19 protein-coding genes are annotated in these 15,676 nt (G+C 70.8%); 4 read left to right on the forward strand and 15 right to left on the reverse strand.

What is annotated here, in order from left to right; translation table 11 throughout:
* The 4 genes from BN971_RS23100 to guaB all read right to left on the reverse strand — a co-directional run.
* Positions 1–217, reverse strand: a 217-nt coding sequence (locus BN971_RS23100) for an anti-sigma-D factor RsdA (RefSeq protein ID WP_283159885.1), incomplete at its 3' end; no start/stop codon positions are given.
* The gene (locus tag BN971_RS23105) at positions 204–779 is read right to left on the reverse strand and encodes a sigma-70 family RNA polymerase sigma factor (protein WP_085180120.1); all 576 of its coding nucleotides are present in this window, start codon (positions 777–779) and stop codon (positions 204–206) included. The genes BN971_RS23100 and BN971_RS23105, both read right to left, overlap by 14 nt.
* A gap of 81 nt (positions 780–860) precedes the next feature.
* Complete coding sequence (locus BN971_RS26800; RefSeq protein ID WP_170322222.1) at positions 861–1,685, reverse strand: IMP dehydrogenase; 825 nt, start codon at positions 1,683–1,685, stop codon at positions 861–863.
* A 3-nt stretch (positions 1,686–1,688) separates the two neighbouring features.
* Entirely contained in the window at positions 1,689–3,299 is a 1,611-nt protein-coding gene (gene guaB / locus BN971_RS23115; RefSeq protein WP_085180123.1) for an IMP dehydrogenase, read from the reverse strand.
* A gap of 181 nt (positions 3,300–3,480) precedes the next feature.
* On the opposite strand from guaB, the gene BN971_RS23120 reads away from it, so the two are divergent.
* Positions 3,481–3,891, forward strand: a complete 411-nt coding sequence (locus tag BN971_RS23120; protein ID WP_085180122.1) for a DUF5319 domain-containing protein — start codon at positions 3,481–3,483, stop codon at positions 3,889–3,891.
* A gap of 3 nt (positions 3,892–3,894) precedes the next feature.
* Here BN971_RS23120 and BN971_RS26090 read toward each other — a convergent pair whose 3' ends face one another.
* Complete coding sequence (locus BN971_RS26090; protein WP_428978076.1) at positions 3,895–4,866, reverse strand: hypothetical protein; 972 nt, start codon at positions 4,864–4,866, stop codon at positions 3,895–3,897.
* Positions 4,867–5,218: 352 nt separating this feature from the next.
* Here BN971_RS26090 and BN971_RS23130 point away from each other — a divergent pair, with 352 nt between their 5' ends.
* On the forward strand, positions 5,219–5,527 hold the full coding sequence (locus tag BN971_RS23130) for a WhiB family transcriptional regulator (protein WP_067009583.1): 309 nt from the start codon (positions 5,219–5,221) through the stop codon (positions 5,525–5,527).
* Here the strand turns inward: BN971_RS23130 and BN971_RS23135 are convergent, their stop codons facing one another.
* On the reverse strand, positions 5,528–6,322 hold the full coding sequence (locus BN971_RS23135; protein WP_085180119.1) for an enoyl-CoA hydratase: 795 nt from the start codon (positions 6,320–6,322) through the stop codon (positions 5,528–5,530).
* Between the two features lie 102 nt (positions 6,323–6,424).
* Here BN971_RS23135 and BN971_RS23140 point away from each other — a divergent pair, with 102 nt between their 5' ends.
* On the forward strand, positions 6,425–6,739 hold the full coding sequence (locus BN971_RS23140; protein ID WP_085180175.1) for a hypothetical protein: 315 nt from the start codon (positions 6,425–6,427) through the stop codon (positions 6,737–6,739).
* A 57-nt stretch (positions 6,740–6,796) separates the two neighbouring features.
* On the opposite strand, the gene BN971_RS23145 is transcribed toward BN971_RS23140, so the two are convergent.
* Complete coding sequence (locus BN971_RS23145) at positions 6,797–7,381, reverse strand: TetR/AcrR family transcriptional regulator (protein ID WP_085180118.1); 585 nt, start codon at positions 7,379–7,381, stop codon at positions 6,797–6,799.
* Between the two features lie 107 nt (positions 7,382–7,488).
* Between BN971_RS23145 and BN971_RS23150 the strand changes: the two genes are divergently transcribed.
* On the forward strand, positions 7,489–8,571 hold the full coding sequence (locus BN971_RS23150) for an alpha/beta fold hydrolase (protein WP_085180117.1): 1,083 nt from the start codon (positions 7,489–7,491) through the stop codon (positions 8,569–8,571).
* Between the two features lie 54 nt (positions 8,572–8,625).
* Here the strand turns inward: BN971_RS23150 and groL are convergent, their stop codons facing one another.
* From groL to alr, 8 genes are all read right to left on the reverse strand, one after another.
* Positions 8,626–10,257 carry a chaperonin GroEL gene (groL, locus tag BN971_RS23155; protein WP_085180116.1) on the reverse strand — a complete coding sequence of 544 codons (1,632 nt, stop codon included), beginning with the start codon at positions 10,255–10,257 and terminating at the stop codon, positions 8,626–8,628.
* A gap of 90 nt (positions 10,258–10,347) precedes the next feature.
* Entirely contained in the window at positions 10,348–10,650 is a 303-nt protein-coding gene (gene groES, locus BN971_RS23160) for a co-chaperone GroES (RefSeq protein WP_007167930.1), read from the reverse strand.
* Positions 10,651–10,885: 235 nt separating this feature from the next.
* Complete coding sequence (gene tsaD / locus BN971_RS23165; protein WP_085180115.1) at positions 10,886–11,932, reverse strand: tRNA (adenosine(37)-N6)-threonylcarbamoyltransferase complex transferase subunit TsaD; 1,047 nt, start codon at positions 11,930–11,932, stop codon at positions 10,886–10,888.
* A complete protein-coding gene (rimI, locus tag BN971_RS23170) occupies positions 11,929–12,393 on the reverse strand; it encodes a ribosomal protein S18-alanine N-acetyltransferase (protein ID WP_085180114.1) in 465 nt (154 codons plus the stop codon). The genes tsaD and rimI overlap by 4 nt, the downstream gene beginning before the upstream one ends.
* Complete coding sequence (gene tsaB, locus BN971_RS23175) at positions 12,390–12,956, reverse strand: tRNA (adenosine(37)-N6)-threonylcarbamoyltransferase complex dimerization subunit type 1 TsaB (protein WP_249262771.1); 567 nt, start codon at positions 12,954–12,956, stop codon at positions 12,390–12,392. Before tsaB ends, rimI begins: the two co-directional genes overlap by 4 nt.
* Positions 12,935–13,396: a tRNA (adenosine(37)-N6)-threonylcarbamoyltransferase complex ATPase subunit type 1 TsaE gene (tsaE, locus tag BN971_RS23180; RefSeq protein ID WP_085180112.1), complete on the reverse strand. Its 462-nt coding sequence runs from the start codon at positions 13,394–13,396 to the stop codon at positions 12,935–12,937. The genes tsaB and tsaE overlap by 22 nt, the downstream gene beginning before the upstream one ends.
* On the reverse strand, positions 13,389–14,453 hold the full coding sequence (locus BN971_RS23185) for an alpha/beta fold hydrolase (protein WP_085180174.1): 1,065 nt from the start codon (positions 14,451–14,453) through the stop codon (positions 13,389–13,391). Before BN971_RS23185 ends, tsaE begins: the two co-directional genes overlap by 8 nt.
* 52 nt (positions 14,454–14,505) lie before the next feature.
* The gene (gene alr, locus BN971_RS23190; RefSeq protein WP_211279787.1) at positions 14,506–15,672 is read right to left on the reverse strand and encodes an alanine racemase; all 1,167 of its coding nucleotides are present in this window, start codon (positions 15,670–15,672) and stop codon (positions 14,506–14,508) included.
* Between the last annotated feature and the right edge of the window lie 4 nt (positions 15,673–15,676).

Here is a 15,676-nt window from a genome sequence, read left to right on the forward strand (position 1 = left end):
CCAGCCCCGTCGCCAGCGCGGCGATGGCCTCCTCCGGCGCCACCAGCGCGCTGGCCGGCGGCCATCTCAGGTTGTCGCGCCAGTCCTCCATCAGGGTGGCCAGCACGTCATCGTCGGGGTTGTCGCGGCGAATCGGTCGGCGCTCGGCGAGCGCGTCGAGCAGCAGGTCGGTCTGGGCCAGCTCGTCGAGGGCCGGTTGGGGCTCAGGCATAGTCACCCGCCGCCACGATCTCGGACTTCAGCCGCGCCAGCGCCCGGTGCTGGGCGACCCGCACGGCGCCGGTGGTGCTGCCGACGGCGGCGGCGGTCTCCTCGGCGGACAGACCCACCACGACGCGCAGGATCAGGATCTCGCGTTGCTTGGCCGGCAGGATCTCCAGCAGCTCGCTCATCCGGCTCACCGAGTCGGCTTCGATGGCCCGCTGCTCCGGTCCTGCGTCGGGCGACCACCGCTCGGGCAGCGAATCCGACGGGTAGGCGAGATCACGGCCGGCGGCCCGGTGGGCGTCGGCCACCTTGTGGGCGGCGATCCCGTACAGGAACGCCAGGAACGGGCGTCCCCGATCGCGATAGCGAGGCAAGGCCGTGATGGTGGCCAAGCACACCTCCTGAGCCACGTCGTCGGCTGACATCCCACCCCGTTCGACTGTGCCGACCCGCGCCCGGCAGTACCGCACAACAATCGGACGGATGGTCTCCAGCACCTCCCGTAGGGCCTGTGTGTCCCCCGCCACGGCCTCTGCAACCACAGCGTCGAGACGTTCCCCTTGAATTGTCATCGACGGCGGTAGCTCCAACGTTACGAATGGGACACATCGCGGGCTAACTAACTCACTGACAATAACGGCCGGAAAGCCGTTTCAAGCGGAACGCCACGTCGCACCGGCGTGGCGTATCTCACCTGCGCAGATATCCCGAATTTCCAGCAGTTTTCGTGGCTGGAACGTGACGCTTCCGATATCGATCAGCAAGCAAGCCAGCGCCCAGCGAAGGGGTAGCAAGCCCAGCCGTCCGGCGTCGCCCAGCGAAGCCTCGGCCACCGCCCGGGCGCGCTCGATGTCGCCGGCGCTGCACAGCGCGGCCGCCAGCACCACGTCGCTCTTGACGCGGTGCCGCGCCGACGGCCGGACCATCGCCCGCGCCAGCCGCACCGCCTCGGTGGCGTGCCGCACGGCGGCCCGCCCGTCCCCGGAGGCCATCGCCAGTTCGGCGGCCACCCACCCGCGGCGCACCGGGGTCAGCGCCTGGGCGTTTTGCGGGCTGACCCGCACCGCGGTGGTCACCCCGGCCTCCCGGATGCGGGCGACCGCGGAGCCCAGCAGGTCGGGGTTCAGCGGCGCGGCGTGCAGCTCCTGCAGCAGCCGGATCGCCGCCGACGGTTCGGGCTCCTTGGTGGCGGCCTCGACGAGCTGCGCGACCTTGCCCTGCACGTCGGCGTGCCGGCCGATCAGCCCCTCGCCGTTGAGCACGCCGAGCCCGCCGAGCCGGCCCAGTTCGATCGCGAACTCGGGCGACACCAGCGCGTCGGTCGGGTGCGCGATGACGGGGATCTCGAAGCGGTAGGCGTCCAGCTGCCAGGCGGTCGAGACGTCCTGCGAGGAGCGGGTGCGCCGCGACGGCACGATGCTGACCTCGCTGAGTTCATAGGTGCGACGGGCGGTGCGGCCCATCCCGATCTCGACCATGGCTCAGCGCGCGAAGTAGTTGGGTGCTTCGACGGTCATGGCGACGTCGTGCGGGTGGCTCTCCCGCAGGCCGGCCGCCGTGATCCGGACGAACTGCGCCTGCTGCAGCGCCTCGATGGTGGGCGCCCCGGTGTAGCCCATCGCGGCGCGCAGGCCACCGGTCAGCTGGTGGATCACCGACGACAGCGGGCCGCGGAACGGCACCCGGCCCTCGATGCCCTCGGGCACCAGCTTGTCCTCGCTCAAGGCGTCGTCCTGGAAGTAGCGGTCCTTGGAGTACGACTTGCCCGACCCCCCGGGCCCGGCGCGCCCGGCCATGGCGCCCAGCGACCCCATGCCGCGGTAGCTCTTGAACTGCTTGCCGTTGACGAAGATCAGCTCGCCGGGCGCCTCGGCCGTGCCGGCCAGCAACGACCCCAGCATGGTGGTGGACGCGCCCGCGGCCAGCGCCTTGGCGATGTCGCCGGAGTACTGCAGCCCGCCGTCGGCGATGACGGGCACGCCGGACGGACGACAGGCCGCTACAGCTTCCAAAATCGCGGTGATCTGCGGGGCGCCCACGCCGGCCACCACCCGGGTGGTGCAGATCGAGCCGGGACCCACCCCGACCTTGACGGCGTCGGCGCCGGCGTCGACCAGGGCGGCGGCCGCCGACCGGGTCGCGACGTTGCCGCCGATCACCTCGACCCGGTGACCGACCTCCAGTTTGAGTTTGCTGACCATGTCGAGCACCAGCCGGTTGTGGGCGTGCGCGGTGTCGACGACCAGGACGTCCACCCCGGCGTCGACGAGCATCATCGCGCGCACCCAGGCGTCGCCGCCGACCCCGACGGCGGCCCCGACCAGCAGCCGGCCGTCGCTGTCCTTGGTGGCCAGCGGGTGCTGCTCGGTCTTGACGAAGTCCTTGACGGTGATCAGCCCGGTGAGCCGGCCGTGGCCGTCGACCACCGGCAGCTTCTCGATCTTGTTGCGGCGCAACAGGCCTAGGGCCGCGTCGGCGCTGACGCCCTCCCGGGCGGTGATCAGCGGGGCCTTGGTCATCACCTCGGCGACGGCCTTGGACTGGTCGACCTCGAAGCGCATGTCCCGGTTGGTGATGATGCCGACGAGCGCGCCGGAGTCGTCGACCACGGGCAGCCCGGAGATGCGGAACTTGGCGCACATGGCGTCGACCTGGGCCAGCGTGTTGTCCGGCCGGCAGGTGACCGGGTCGGTGACCATGCCGGCCTCCGAGCGCTTGACCATCTCGACCTGTCCGGCCTGTTCGGCGACCGGCAGGTTGCGGTGCAGCACGCCCATGCCGCCGGCGCGGGCCATCGCGATGGCCATCCGCGACTCCGTCACGGTGTCCATCGCCGAGCTGACCAGCGGCACCTTGAGCCGGATCTTGCGGGTCAGCTGGCTGGAGGTGTCGGCGGTGGCCGGCACCACGTCCGAGGCCGCCGGCAACAGCAACACGTCGTCGAACGTCAGGCCCAGCATCGCGACCTTGTGCGGGTCGTCGCCGCCCGTGGGCATCGGGTCGTCGGCCAGGCCCCGGGCGGTCGAGTCGCGCACGTAGGGACTCGCCACCAGGTCGGAGCTGTGTTCCAGGTTGGACATGCCAAGGGACATCGGGGGGCCTCCATAGCGCGCGGAGTGAGAGCCCCATCCTATCGGCTCGGCCGGCCCCCGGACTCGCTTGCTCGGGTGTGCCGCGGGCCGGAACAGACCCGAGCCGACCCGGACGCGACATGGGGGATGGCCGGTGTCCGCCTTCTGGCGTTTTGTCAGTCCGGCTGCGTAGGCTGTAGGCGTGCGTGACCACCTCCCACCGGGTTTGCCGCCCGACCCCTTCGCCGACGACCCCTGCGACCCGTCCGCGGCGCTCGAAGCCGTCGAGCCGGGACAGCCGCTGGACCAGCAGGAGCGGCTCGCGGTCGAGGCCGACCTGGCCGACCTCGCCGTCTACGAGGCGTTGTTGGCGCACAGGGGAATTCGCGGTCTGGTGGTGTGCTGCGACGAGTGCCAGCAGGACCACTACCACGACTGGGACATGCTGCGCGCCAACCTGCTGCAGCTGCTGATCGACGGCACGGTCCGCCCGCACGAGCCGGCCTACGACCCCGAGCCCGACGCCTACGTCACGTGGGACTACTGCCGCGGATACGCCGACGCGTCGCTCAACGAGGCGACGTCAGACGCCGACGGATTCCACCGCCGCTGACCGCTAGGGATTGATGCTCGGCTCCACCGGCGCCGAGCTGCCGGTCTGCCCATGGTGCCGGTGCCGCCCGGACGGGGGGCTCGGGGACGGGCTCGGGGACGGGCTCAGGGACGTCGTCGTCGGCGTCGAACTCGGCGGTGACGCCGTCACCGCGGGCGAAAACGCCGTGGGCGAGGGAACTCCGGTGGTCGGCGCCGCGGGGGGCAGCGTCGCGTTCGGATTGCGCGACTCGATCCGGGTGTTCAGCAACTTCAGCTGTTGCTGCAGGTCGGTGCGGTCCGGGCCGGCGTCCATCGACTGCACCAGGCTGCTGACCTCGGTCAGCTGATTCTGCGCCTGGTCCCATTGGCTCTCGTCGATCATTTGCTGAACCTTGGCCAGATCGGCCTTGGCGGACAACATGACCTGGTTCGAGTTGAGCTGCGGCTCGTCGAAGAACATGGCGTGCAGGCCGTACAGCGTGTCCCCGGGACGGGCCTCGACCACCATCGCGCCGAAGCCGCTGAGCACCAGCAGCGTCGCCGCGACCGACCCGACCGCCGCCAGCCCGCGGCGGCCGCGGCGGCGTTCGGCCAACGTCGCCGCGGCCGGGAAGCGGCCGACGCCCAGCGCGTCGGCCGCGAGCCCGATCAGGGCGTCGGCGCGGGCTTCGGGATCCGCGCCCGCCAGCGCCAGCGCTCGGCCGTCCCAGCCCCGCGCCACCGTGTGCCAACCCAGTTGCCGCAGGAACGAACCCTGCGTGCTGTGCGCCAGCGACACGAGCGGCCCGGACCCAATGCGGCGGAGCGCCGCAAGATCGCGATAGGCGGCCCCGTACCGCCCCTGACCGCCGCAGGCCACGGCCCGCAGCCACATTTGGGCGGGCGTGGCCGCGGTCGGCAGCGGCCAGCGCTCGGGTCGCTCCCCGAAGGCGGCCGCCGCCAGCGTCGCGTCGCGGCCTTCCGGGTCCTCCCGGGTGTGACGAGTATCAATCACGGTGACCAGTAAACACTTCGTGGTATCTGTGTTACCGAAATGTTAATCGTCTGACCGGGTACAAAAATTGCCCGACCCGCCATTCCGCGTCCTGAGCTGGGCAATCCGGGTAAGGTCAAGTTGCCTGGTAGCACGGCTTTGGGAACGGCATGGGCGGTACATGAACGCGACGTTAATAATTGTCCAACCCTTACATACTTTGGCCGTCTAAATGGCTATTGACTGAAATTCACTAACGCACCTAAGTTCGAGATCGACGGGTAGTCATCGGTGACGCCACCCCACATCAGTTACACAATCGCCTCGCGGACTCACCTCACCTGGCGTGCCGTGCAGAGAGGGAATGACACCAATGCCACAGCCTGAGCAGCTACCTGGCCCCAACGCCGACATCTGGAACTGGCAACTGCAGGGCCTGTGCCGCGGAGTCGACTCCTCGATGTTCTTCCACCCCGACGGCGAGCGTGGCCGCGCCCGCATGCAGCGCGAGCAGCGCGCCAAGGAGATGTGCCGGCGGTGCCCGGTGATCCAGGAATGCCGGTCGCATGCGCTCGAGGTCGGCGAGCCCTACGGCGTGTGGGGCGGCCTGTCGGAGTCCGAGCGTGACATGTTGCTGAAGGGCGACATCGGCCGCAACCGGGGCATCCGCCGGTCGGCCTGATCACGTCGTCGACGCCGCCGCCGACCAGCGGGGCGGTCGCTTCTCGATGAACGCCGCGACGCCCTCGAGCGCGCTGGGATCCATCATGTTGCAGGCCATCGTGGTGCCCGCGTCCTCGTACGCGGAATCGATGCCGGTTTCGAGCTGGCGGTAGAACAGCGCCTTGCCCATCGCGACCGCGACGCGCGGCTTGGTGACGATGCCCGCCACCAGGGCCTCGACCGCGTCGTCCAGCTCGCCGGGCGCCGCCACCCTGTTGACCAGCCCCAGCTCGCGCGCCCGCCCGGCCGAGACGAATTCGCCGGTGACGAGCATCTCGAAGGCGGCCTTGGGGGGCACGTTGCGCGACAGCGCCACTCCCGGGGTCGCGCAGAAGAGCCCGACGTTGATGCCGCTGACGGCGAAGCGGGCGTCGTGGCTGGCCACCGCGAGGTCGCACATGGCGACGAGCTGGCAACCCGCCGCGGTGGCCAGGCCGTGGACCCGCGCGATCACCGGGACCGGCAGCCGCCGGACGGACAGCATCACGGCCGTGCACTGCGCGAACAGCTTCTCGTAATACTCGAGCGACGGCTCGGCCCGCATCTCCTTGAGGTCGTGGCCCGCGCAGAAGGCCTTCCCGGACGCCGCGAGCACGACCACGCGCACCCCGTCGTCGGCGGCCAGCGACTCGACGGCCTCGGCCAGCGCGGCCAGCATCGCCTCCGACAGCGCATTGAAGGCCTGCGGGCGGTTGAGCGTCAGCGTGACGACACCGCGATCGTCGCGATGTTGCAGCAGCAGCGGTTCTTCCATGGCGATGACCTCACTCGGGTGCGGGTTCCGATCCTGCCGCACGCCGCGGGCGCGGTCTACATTGGCGGCGTGGCGCAATTTCCCGACACCCGCGGCGACCCGATGGCCGGCGCGGCGGTGGCCGGCTCGATCTCGACCGTCGCCAGCGCCGCGGTGGCCGGCTCCGTGGCCACCGTGGCCAGCGCCGGGGTCGCCGGCTCGATCGCCACCGCCGCCAGCGCAGGCGTCGCCGGAAGTGCAGTCACCGCACTGTCTTTCGCCGTCGCCGGGACCATCGCCTGCGTGGCGTGCGCGTTCTGCAAACGGTGCGTCGCGTGCGTGGGTTGCGCCGCCTGCACGGGCTGCATCGGTTGCGTGGGGTGCTACAACTGCTCGGGGTTGCGCTTCGCCGTGGGGCTGCGCGACGTACACGCCTGACGCCGGGCCGCCGGCGCCGGCCGCGGTGGGTTATGTCCACCTCCGCTAACGGGTCGATCAGCCGGCCAACCCGGTCAGGAGCGCGTCGACGAGCTGCGCGATGCGGTGTGCGTCGATGGGCTGGCGGGTGAGCAGTGCCCGGAAATGCAGGGGTGCGACGACGAGTTCGAGAGCCAGGGCCGCGTCGAGGTCGGTGGGGACCTCGCCTCGCTCCTTGGCGCGGGCGATCATCGTGTTGGCGAGGTCGAACCGAGACTCCCAGAACCGGGCACGTCCGGCGACCAGGGTGTCGTCGTCGCCGGCAACGGCCATCGACCTGACGAGCGTTCGCCCGAGCGGGGAGTCGAGGTAGGCGGCGACTTCGGTCGCGAAGGTGACCAAGTCGCCCCGCAGCGTGCCGGTGTCGGGAATGGGGAGCTTGGCCTCGCTGTAGTCCAGCAATGCGTCGAGCACAAGGTGTTCCTTCGTCGGCCACCGCCGGTAGATCGACGTTTCGTGCACTTCGGCCTGCCGCGCGATCTCACCGATACTGACCCTGTCGGCGCCATGCTCGGCCACCGCCTGCAGCGTCACCTTCAGCACAGCCTCGCGGACGCGGGCCGACCGGCCTCCGGTTCGCCGCCGAACCCCTGGATCGCTCATGATTTCTCATGTTAACGCAGCTTCCTTGCTTTAACGCGTCAGGCAATGCTAGCGTGTTCTTTAACGCAAAGTTTCTGCATTAGCCGCTCAACGCTAGGGAGTTCGCGATGTCCTTTCAGTGGCCGGTCGACGCGCAGGATCTGTTCGGCGAGCGGTATCCCCAGATGGTCAACACCGGGTTACCCGCCCACGACGTGGACGCGGTGCGCGCCGCGATCACCGACATGTGGGCGGACGCGCCCGGCGGCTGGGTGTATGAGTGGTCGGCGCTGGCCGCGCGCTACGCCGGCCAGGGTTCGCATCTACTCGCCGCGCTGGCCTACGGGTGGGCGAAGTTCCCGACCCTGGCCGACGACTCCAAGCGCCGGGCCTTCGAGAACCAGCTTGAGCAGTATCTGCTTGCCGCACCGCGTTTCGGGGTGGGCTTCGAGCGCCGCGTCATCGAGGTGCCGTACCGGGGTGCGGGGACCACGGTCCCGGTGCACATTTTCGCTGCGCCCGACCTGCCCGCCGCCGCGCCGGTGCTGCTGGCGTCCGGCGGGGTGGACAGCTGGAAAATGGACATGCACAGCATGTTCGTGCTCGCGGCGTCGACGGCCGGAGTCCGGGTGATGGCATTCGACATCGCCGGCACGGGCGAATCGGAGGTGCCGATGACCCCCGACGGCGGGGCGGAAATCGTGCGCGGTCTCATCGCCGAGGGCCGGAGGATGGGCAATGGCATCGTGACCCATCTGGGAATCTCCATGGGCGGGCACTACTCCGCCCGTTCGGGCTTGGCGGGCGAAGTGGACGCCGCGATCGTCCTGGGAGGACCGGTCGAAGAGGCCTTCACCAAAGACGCCTCGACGCTGCATTTCGGCATGGACGGCATCGTCGGCAACGCGCTGGGGTTCGATCACCGTCCCAGCAGCGGGGAGCTGGCCGCAACGTTCGGTGACTTCTCGCTGCGCGCACTGCTCGATCAGAAAACCAATGCCCCGATGCTCGTGGTCAACGGCGCCGATGACGTGCACGTCCCACGGCACGACACGCTGGTCTTCGAGGGCCGCCCCGACACGGAGGTTCACCTCATCCCCGACACCGGACACTGCGCGACCACAAAGCTGCCCGAGGCGATCGGCCTGATTTTCAGCTGGCTGCAACGCACCCTGGCTTCGCCGCCCATCTCCCGCCCCGAACGGACGTAAAGGCCCCCGCACGCTCGACGTGTCGGGGGCCTTTACGTTTGCGCGCGCTATGCCCTAGTGATGGTGGTGATGACCGTGGCCGTGCCCGTGGCCGTGGTCGTCCTCCTCGTGCGCGGGCCTTTCCACCACCGCGGTCTCCGTGGTGAGCACCATGCGGGCCACCGACGCCGCGTTGACCACCGCCGACCGGGTCACCTTGACCGGGTCGATGACCCCCTCGGCCACCAGGTCGCCGTAGGTCAGCGTCTCGGCGTTCAGCCCGTGCCCGGCGGGCAGCTCGCTGACCTTGTTCACCACGACCGCGCCGTCCAGCCCCGCGTTGCTGGCGATCCAGTACAGCGGTGCGGCCAGCGCCTCGGAGAACATGTCGACGCCCAGGGCCTCGTCGCCGCTCACCGACGCGCGCAGCTCCGTCAGCGCCTTGCGGGCCCCGATGAGCGCGGATCCGCCGCCCGCGACGATGCCCTCCTCCACGGCGGCCTTGGCGGCCGCGACGGCGTCCTCGACGCTTTCCTTGCGCTCCTTGAGCGCCGTCTCGGTGGCGGCGCCGACCTTCAGGACGGCGACCCCGCCGGCCAGCTTGGCCAGCCGCTCCTGCAGCTTCTCGCGGTCCCAGTCCGAGTCGGTCGCCTCGATCTCGGCGCGCAGCTGCTTGATGCGGCCCTGGACCGCGTCGGTCGAGCCGCCGCCGTCGACGACGATCGTTTCGTCCTTGCTCACCACGACGCGGCGGGCCGAGCCCAGCACCTCCAGGCCGACCTCCCGCAGCAGCAGGCCGGTGTCGGGGTTGACCACCTCGGCGCCCGTCACGATCGCGAGGTCCTGCAGGAAGGCCTTGCGCCGGTCGCCGAAGAACGGCGCCTTGACGGCCACCGCGCGCAGCGTCTTGCGGATCGAGTTGACGACCAGCGTGGCCAGCGGCTCGCCCTCCACGTCTTCGGCGACGATCAGCAGCGGCTTGCCCGCCTCGGCGACCTTCTCCAGCATCGGCAGCAGGTCCGGCAGCGAGCTGATCTTGTCCTGGTGCAACAGGATCAGCGGGTCGTCGAGCACGGCCTCCTGCGAGTCGAAGTCGGTCACGAAGTACGCCGACAGGAAGCCCTTGTCGAAGCCGACGCCCTCGGTGAACTCCAGCTCGGTGCTCAGGGTCGAGGACTCCTCGATGCTGACGACGCCGTCGACGCCGACCTTGCTCATCGCCTCGCCGACCAGCTCACCGAGCCGGGCGTCCCGCGACGACACGGTCGCCACCTGGGCGATCGCGTCCTTGCCGGACACCGGGGTGGCCGACGCCAGCAGCGCCTCGGACACCGCGTCGGCGGCCTTCGCGATTCCCAGGCCCAGCTCGATCGGGTTGACGCCGGCGGCAACCAGGCGCAGGCCGCCCTTGACCAGGGCTTGCGCCAGCACGGTCGCGGTGGTGGTGCCGTCGCCGGCGACGTCGTTGGTCTTGGTCGCCACCGACTTCACCAGCTGCGCGCCCAGGTTCTCGAACGGGTCCTCCAGCTCGATCTCCCGGGCGACGGTCACGCCGTCGTTGGTGACGGTGGGCCCGCCGAAGGCCTTGGCCAGCACCACATGCCGGCCGTGCGGCCCCAGCGTGACGCGGACCGCGTCGGCGAGCTTGTTCACGCCCGCCTCCATCGCCCGGCGCGCGGTTTCGTCGTACTCAATAAGCTTGCTCATCAGGCTCCTTAGTCACGCCCTGCTAACGCATGCCGCCCCGGATGATCCCCGCGGTTGACGCGCGGGGATCGCCGGGGCGGAACACGGTTTTTACTTGGATACGACGGCCAGCACGTCACGTGCCGACAGGATCAGGTATTCCTCGCCGTTGTACTTGATCTCGGTACCGCCGTACTTGCTGTAGATGACGGTGTCACCTTCCGACACGTCCAGCGGGATCCGCTTTTCGCCGTCCTCGTCCCACCGGCCGGGGCCGACTGCGACGACGGTGCCTTCCTGCGGCTTCTCCTTGGCGGTGTCAGGAATGACCAGACCGGACGCGGTCGTGGTCTCGGCCTCGTTGGCCTGCACGAGAATCTTGTCCTCGAGTGGCTTGATGTTCACCTTCGCCACGATTGGAGCCCTCCACTAGTTTGATCGGGTCCGGTGCCTCCGGACCGAGTTGACGGTCGGTCAGGGCCTCGCCCGGACCGACCGGATTATCAGGTGTTCGGCATTCGGCCGTGCCCTTGCGCCGTCGTCGCGGGTGCCGACGCAGGGGAGCGCCCGATTGCCACCTAGCACTCTATACACGAGAGTGCTAGCACTCAAGGGGCCCCCGCTGCTTCCGCGTGTTCGCCACGAGAGATCAGCTCACCAGTCCCTTGACCACCGGCAGGCCCGGGTCGGTCGGCACATCGAGCGGCGACGGCGGCGCGCCCGCCGCCACCAGGTGCGCGGCGAACGACGCGATCATCGCTCCGTTGTCCGTGCACAGCCGTGGCCTGGGGATCCGCAGCTCAAGGCCCGCCGCCGCGCACCGCTGCACCGCCAGTTCCCGCAACCGCGAATTGGCGGCCACTCCCCCCGCGATCAGCAGGGTCGAGACGCCGAGCCGGGTGGCCGCGCGCACCGCCTTCATCGTCAGCACGTCGGCGACGGCTTCCTGGAAACCGGCGGCGATGTCGGCGGTCTCGGCGTCCGGATGGCTTTCCACGTAGCGCGCCACGGCGGTCTTGAGGCCGGAGAAGCTGAACGCGTGGGGGTCGTCGGCCGGGCCCGTCATGCCGCGCGGGAACGTGATCGCCGCCGGGTCACCGGTGCGGGCCAGGTCGTCCAGCACCTTGCCGCCCGGGTAGCCCAGCCCCAGCAGCCGGGCCACCTTGTCGTAGGCCTCGCCGGCGGCGTCGTCGGCGGTGCTGCCCAGTTCGGCGATCGGCTCGCCGAGGGACCGCACGTGCAACAGGTGGGTGTGCCCGCCGGACACCAGCAGCGCCACGCACTCGGGCAGCGGCCCGTGTTCGTAGACGTCGGCGGCCAGGTGCCCGCCCAGGTGGTTGACGGCATAGAACGGGACGCCCCAGGCCGCGGCATAGGCCTTGGCCGCCGCCGCGCCCACCAGCAGGGCGCCCGCCAGCCCGGGCCCGATGGTGGCGGCGACGACGTCGGGTTTCTGGCCCGGCTTGTCCAGGCCGGCGGCGGTGAGCGCGCGGCGCATGGCGGGGCCCAGCGCTTCCAGGTGCGCCCGGGAGGCGATCTCGGGGACCACGCCGCCGAAGCGGACGTGCTCGTCGACGCTGGAGGCCACCTCGTCGGCGAGCAGCGTGACGGTGGCCCCGGGGCCGGTGCCGTCGAGCCGGGCGATGCCGACTCCCGTTTCGTCGCAGGAGGTTTCGATTGCCAGGATGGTCGTCACTGTCGGGGTTCCCGTCGCATGGTGTAGGCGTCGGCGCCGCTGACGCGGTAATAGCGCCGGCGCAGGCCGACCTGTTCGAACCCCGCGCTGCGGTACAGCGCGATGGCCGGCTCGTTGTCGGTGCGGACCTCCAGATACACCGCCCCGCCGTCGGCGAATTCGAGCAGTTGCTCGAGCAGCCGCCGGCCGATGCCCCGCCCCTGGTAGGCCGGGTCCACCCCGATGGTGTGGATTTCGTACTCGAAGGGCGGCGTGCGGCCCAGCCGGGAGATCCCGGCGTAGCCCACCACCTCGCCGCCCGCCCGCGCCGCCACATAGTGGTTGTGCGGGCTGGCCAATTCCCGGTTGAACGCCACCGCGGGCCAGGGGTCGTCGCCGTCGAACAGCAGCGCCTCCAGCTCGGCGCAGCGCCGCGCGTCGGCGGGCGTCAGCGCGCCCAACGTGACACCCGGCGCGGTCATCGCGGGGCCTGCAAGGGCTTGGCGTCGGGCCGGCGCAGGTACAGCGCGACCAGCGGCTGCGGGCGCTGCGACCAATCCGGCACCGCGGCGACCAGGCCGGCCGGCGTCGGGTGCGCGGGCTCGCGCAGCGGCAGGTCGACGGCCGGTCCTTCGGTGCGGACGCCGTCGCGGTAGCGGGCCCAGTACACCTCGCGCCGGCGGGCGTCGGTGACCACCAGCGTGTCGCCGGTGGTACGCACCCCGATGGCGTCCAGGCTGCAGACCCCGCGCACGGGGATGCCGAGCGCGTGCGCGTAGGCGGCGGCGGTCGCCATCCCGGCGCGCAAACCGGTGAACGGGCCGGGGCCGCACCCCACGACCACCGCGTCGAGGTCGACCATCGCCAAGCCGGCGTCGGCGAGGGCGGCGAGCACGTTGGGGGTCAGCCGCTCGGCGTGCGCGCGGGCGTCGACGGTGACCCGCTCGGCCAGCACGGTCATGTCGTCGCGCCGGACGAGGCCGGCCGTGACGGCCGGGGTGGAGGTGTCGAGGGCGAGGACGATCACGACCGGTTCCACCGCCAGGTCGCGATCCGCACGTCGGAATGGCTGACGCGCTCGAGGCGCACGTCGAGGTGGCGTTCGGAGAGGCGCTCGGCCACGCCCTCGCCCCACTCGACCACGACGACCGCGTCGTCGAGATCGCTGTCGAGGTCCAGGGAGTCGAGCTCGCCCAGCAGGTCGGCGCCGGGCCGGTCCAGCAGGCGGTACATGTCGACGTGGATCATGGCGGGCGCGCCGGGTCGCCGCGCCGGGTGCACCCGCGCCAGGACGTAGGAGGGCGAGGTGACCGGACCGTCGACGTCCATCGCCGCGGCAATGCCCGTGGCCAGCACCGTCTTTCCGGCGCCGAGCGGACCGGTGAGCACCACCACGTCGCCGGCGTGCAACTGTTCGCCCAGCCGGGAGCCCAGCGCCACGGTGTCCTCGACGCGTTCGAGCGTGGCCGTGCCGCCGTCATCCATTGCGGCGCAACCGTTCCCGCAGCCGTTCCCGCAACCGGTGGAGGGTGAGCCGCGCCCTGCCCGGCGTGGACCTCCTGACCAGCCGGACCAGCCCGTCGTTGATGGCCTTCGGCTTGTCCAGCAGCGCAAGGTGACTGGCGCCCTCGACGATCACCAACTCCGACTGCGGCAGCGAGGCGGCCATCTTCCGCGAGTATTCGTCGGGGGTGAGCAGGTCGTGGTCGCCGCAGGCGATCAGCGTCGGGATGCGCAGCAGCGTCCACAGCCCGGCGGTTTCGTCGTGGTGTTCGAGGGCGTCGAGGAATCCCACCATGGTGGGAATCGGGGTGCCGTTCATCATCCGCTGGGAGAACGCGTCCAGGCTGCGGCTGACATGCACGTCGCTGAAGGACGCGGCCCGCAGCACCGGCCCGATCAGCGACCGAGACACCGTGCGGCCGCGATGCATCAGATTCGGCGCGGACCGGGCGGTGAACCGGACCGCTTCCAGCGCGGGGTTTTTCAGGATCTCGCCGAGCGGGGATCGGGTCACCCCTTCGGCGGCAGAGGAGATGATCGCCGCGCCGACGATGCGGCGCCCGTACTGCTCGGGAAACTGGCGGGCGTGGGACAGCACCGTCATGCCGCCCATCGAGTGGCCGACCAGCACCACGACCCCCCGCGGCGCCGCCACTTTCAGCACGGTTTCCAGGTCCCTGCCGAGCTGGGTGAGCGTATAGGTCTCGGGCGCGGCCTCGCCGGACTTTCCGTGGCCGCGCTGGTCGTAGAACACCATCCGGACGTCCGGGCCCAGCTGCCCGGGAAGTCGGGTGCGCTGAAAGTGGAACGCGCCCATGCGAAGGCAGAACCCGTGCACGAAGACGATGGTCACCCGCGCGTTGACCGGACCGGATTCACGGACCGCCAGCGGCACCCCGTCGGGCGTGGTCACCACGTAGCCAGGGTCGTCGTCGATCCGGTCGAAATCCTCGTCGGCGTAAGGATCCTCACGGCCGGTCGCGCGCTGGGTGATCGAACGGCGGGCCGACGCACCCACGATGGTGGCGACGGCGGTCAGTCCGGCGCCCCCCGCCAGCCAGGCCCTGCCCCTGCGGCCGGCGGGCGTGCGATCACGCCTCAACGCCGTCGGCCCCGCGGTAGGTCCGGGTGATGCGCCCGCGGGGGCTGGTCACCACCTCGTAGTGGATGGTGCCGAGCTGATCCGCCCACTCCTGCGCGGTGGGCTCCCCGCCGCCGCCCGGGCCGAACAGGATCGCCTCGTCGCCCTCGCTCACGTCGGGGCGTCCGGGCCCGAGGTCGACGACGAACTGGTCCATGCAGATCCGCCCGGCACCGCGGCGCCGCCGGCCGTTGATCAGTACCTCCAGCCGGCCGCCGAGCGCACGAAAGACGCCGTCGGCGTACCCGATCGGCAGCAGCGCCACGGTGGTGTCGCGGTCGGCGATCCAGGTGTGCGCATACGACACGCCCTCGCCCGCGCGCACCGACTTGACCAGGGCGACGGGGCATTTCACCGTCATCGCGGGTACCAGACCCATGTCGCCGAGCTCGGGCACGGGGCTCAGGCCGTACACCGCGATCCCCGGCCGCACCAGATCCAAGGCCAGATCGGGGCGAGCCATGGTCGCCGCCGAGTTCGACAGGTGCGCGACCTCGAAGCGCACGCCCTCATCGCGCGCCCGGGCCAGCATCTGTGTGAGCCGTTGCGCCTGAACGTCGTTGATGGGGTTACTCGGCTGGTCGGCGTAGACCATGTGTGACATCAATGCGCGCAGCCGGATCGCTTCCTCGACGACGGCCCGTTTCAGCGCGGCCAGCATCGCCGGGTAGTCCGCCGGGGCCACGCCGTTGCGGTTCAGCCCGGTGTCGACCTTGACGCTCACCGTCGCCGTGCGGCCGGTCCGGCGCGCCGCGTCCAGCAGTGCCTCGAGCTGGCGCTCGGAGGAGACCGCGATCTCGACGTCGCCCAGCAGCGCCGGCCCGAAGTCGAGGCCGGGCGGGTGCAGCCACGCCAGAACCGGGGCGGTGATTCCGTCGGCGCGCAGCGCCAGCGCCTCGTCCACGGTGGCGACACCGAGTTCGGCGGCCCCGGCGGCCAGGGCCACCCGGGCTACCTCGGTGGCGCCGTGGCCGTAGCCGTCGGCCTTGACCACGGCCATGACCTGCGCGGAGCCGGCGCGCTCGCGCAGCACCTCCACGTTGTGGGCGATGGCGCCCAGGTCCACGACCGCCTCGGCGAGGACGCCCGGTGTCAGGGATATCGGCGTAACGGGCACGGCC

Origin of the sequence: Mycobacterium bohemicum DSM 44277, assembly GCF_001053185.1 — a bacterium.
Lineage (GTDB): Bacteria > Actinomycetota > Actinomycetes > Mycobacteriales > Mycobacteriaceae > Mycobacterium > Mycobacterium bohemicum.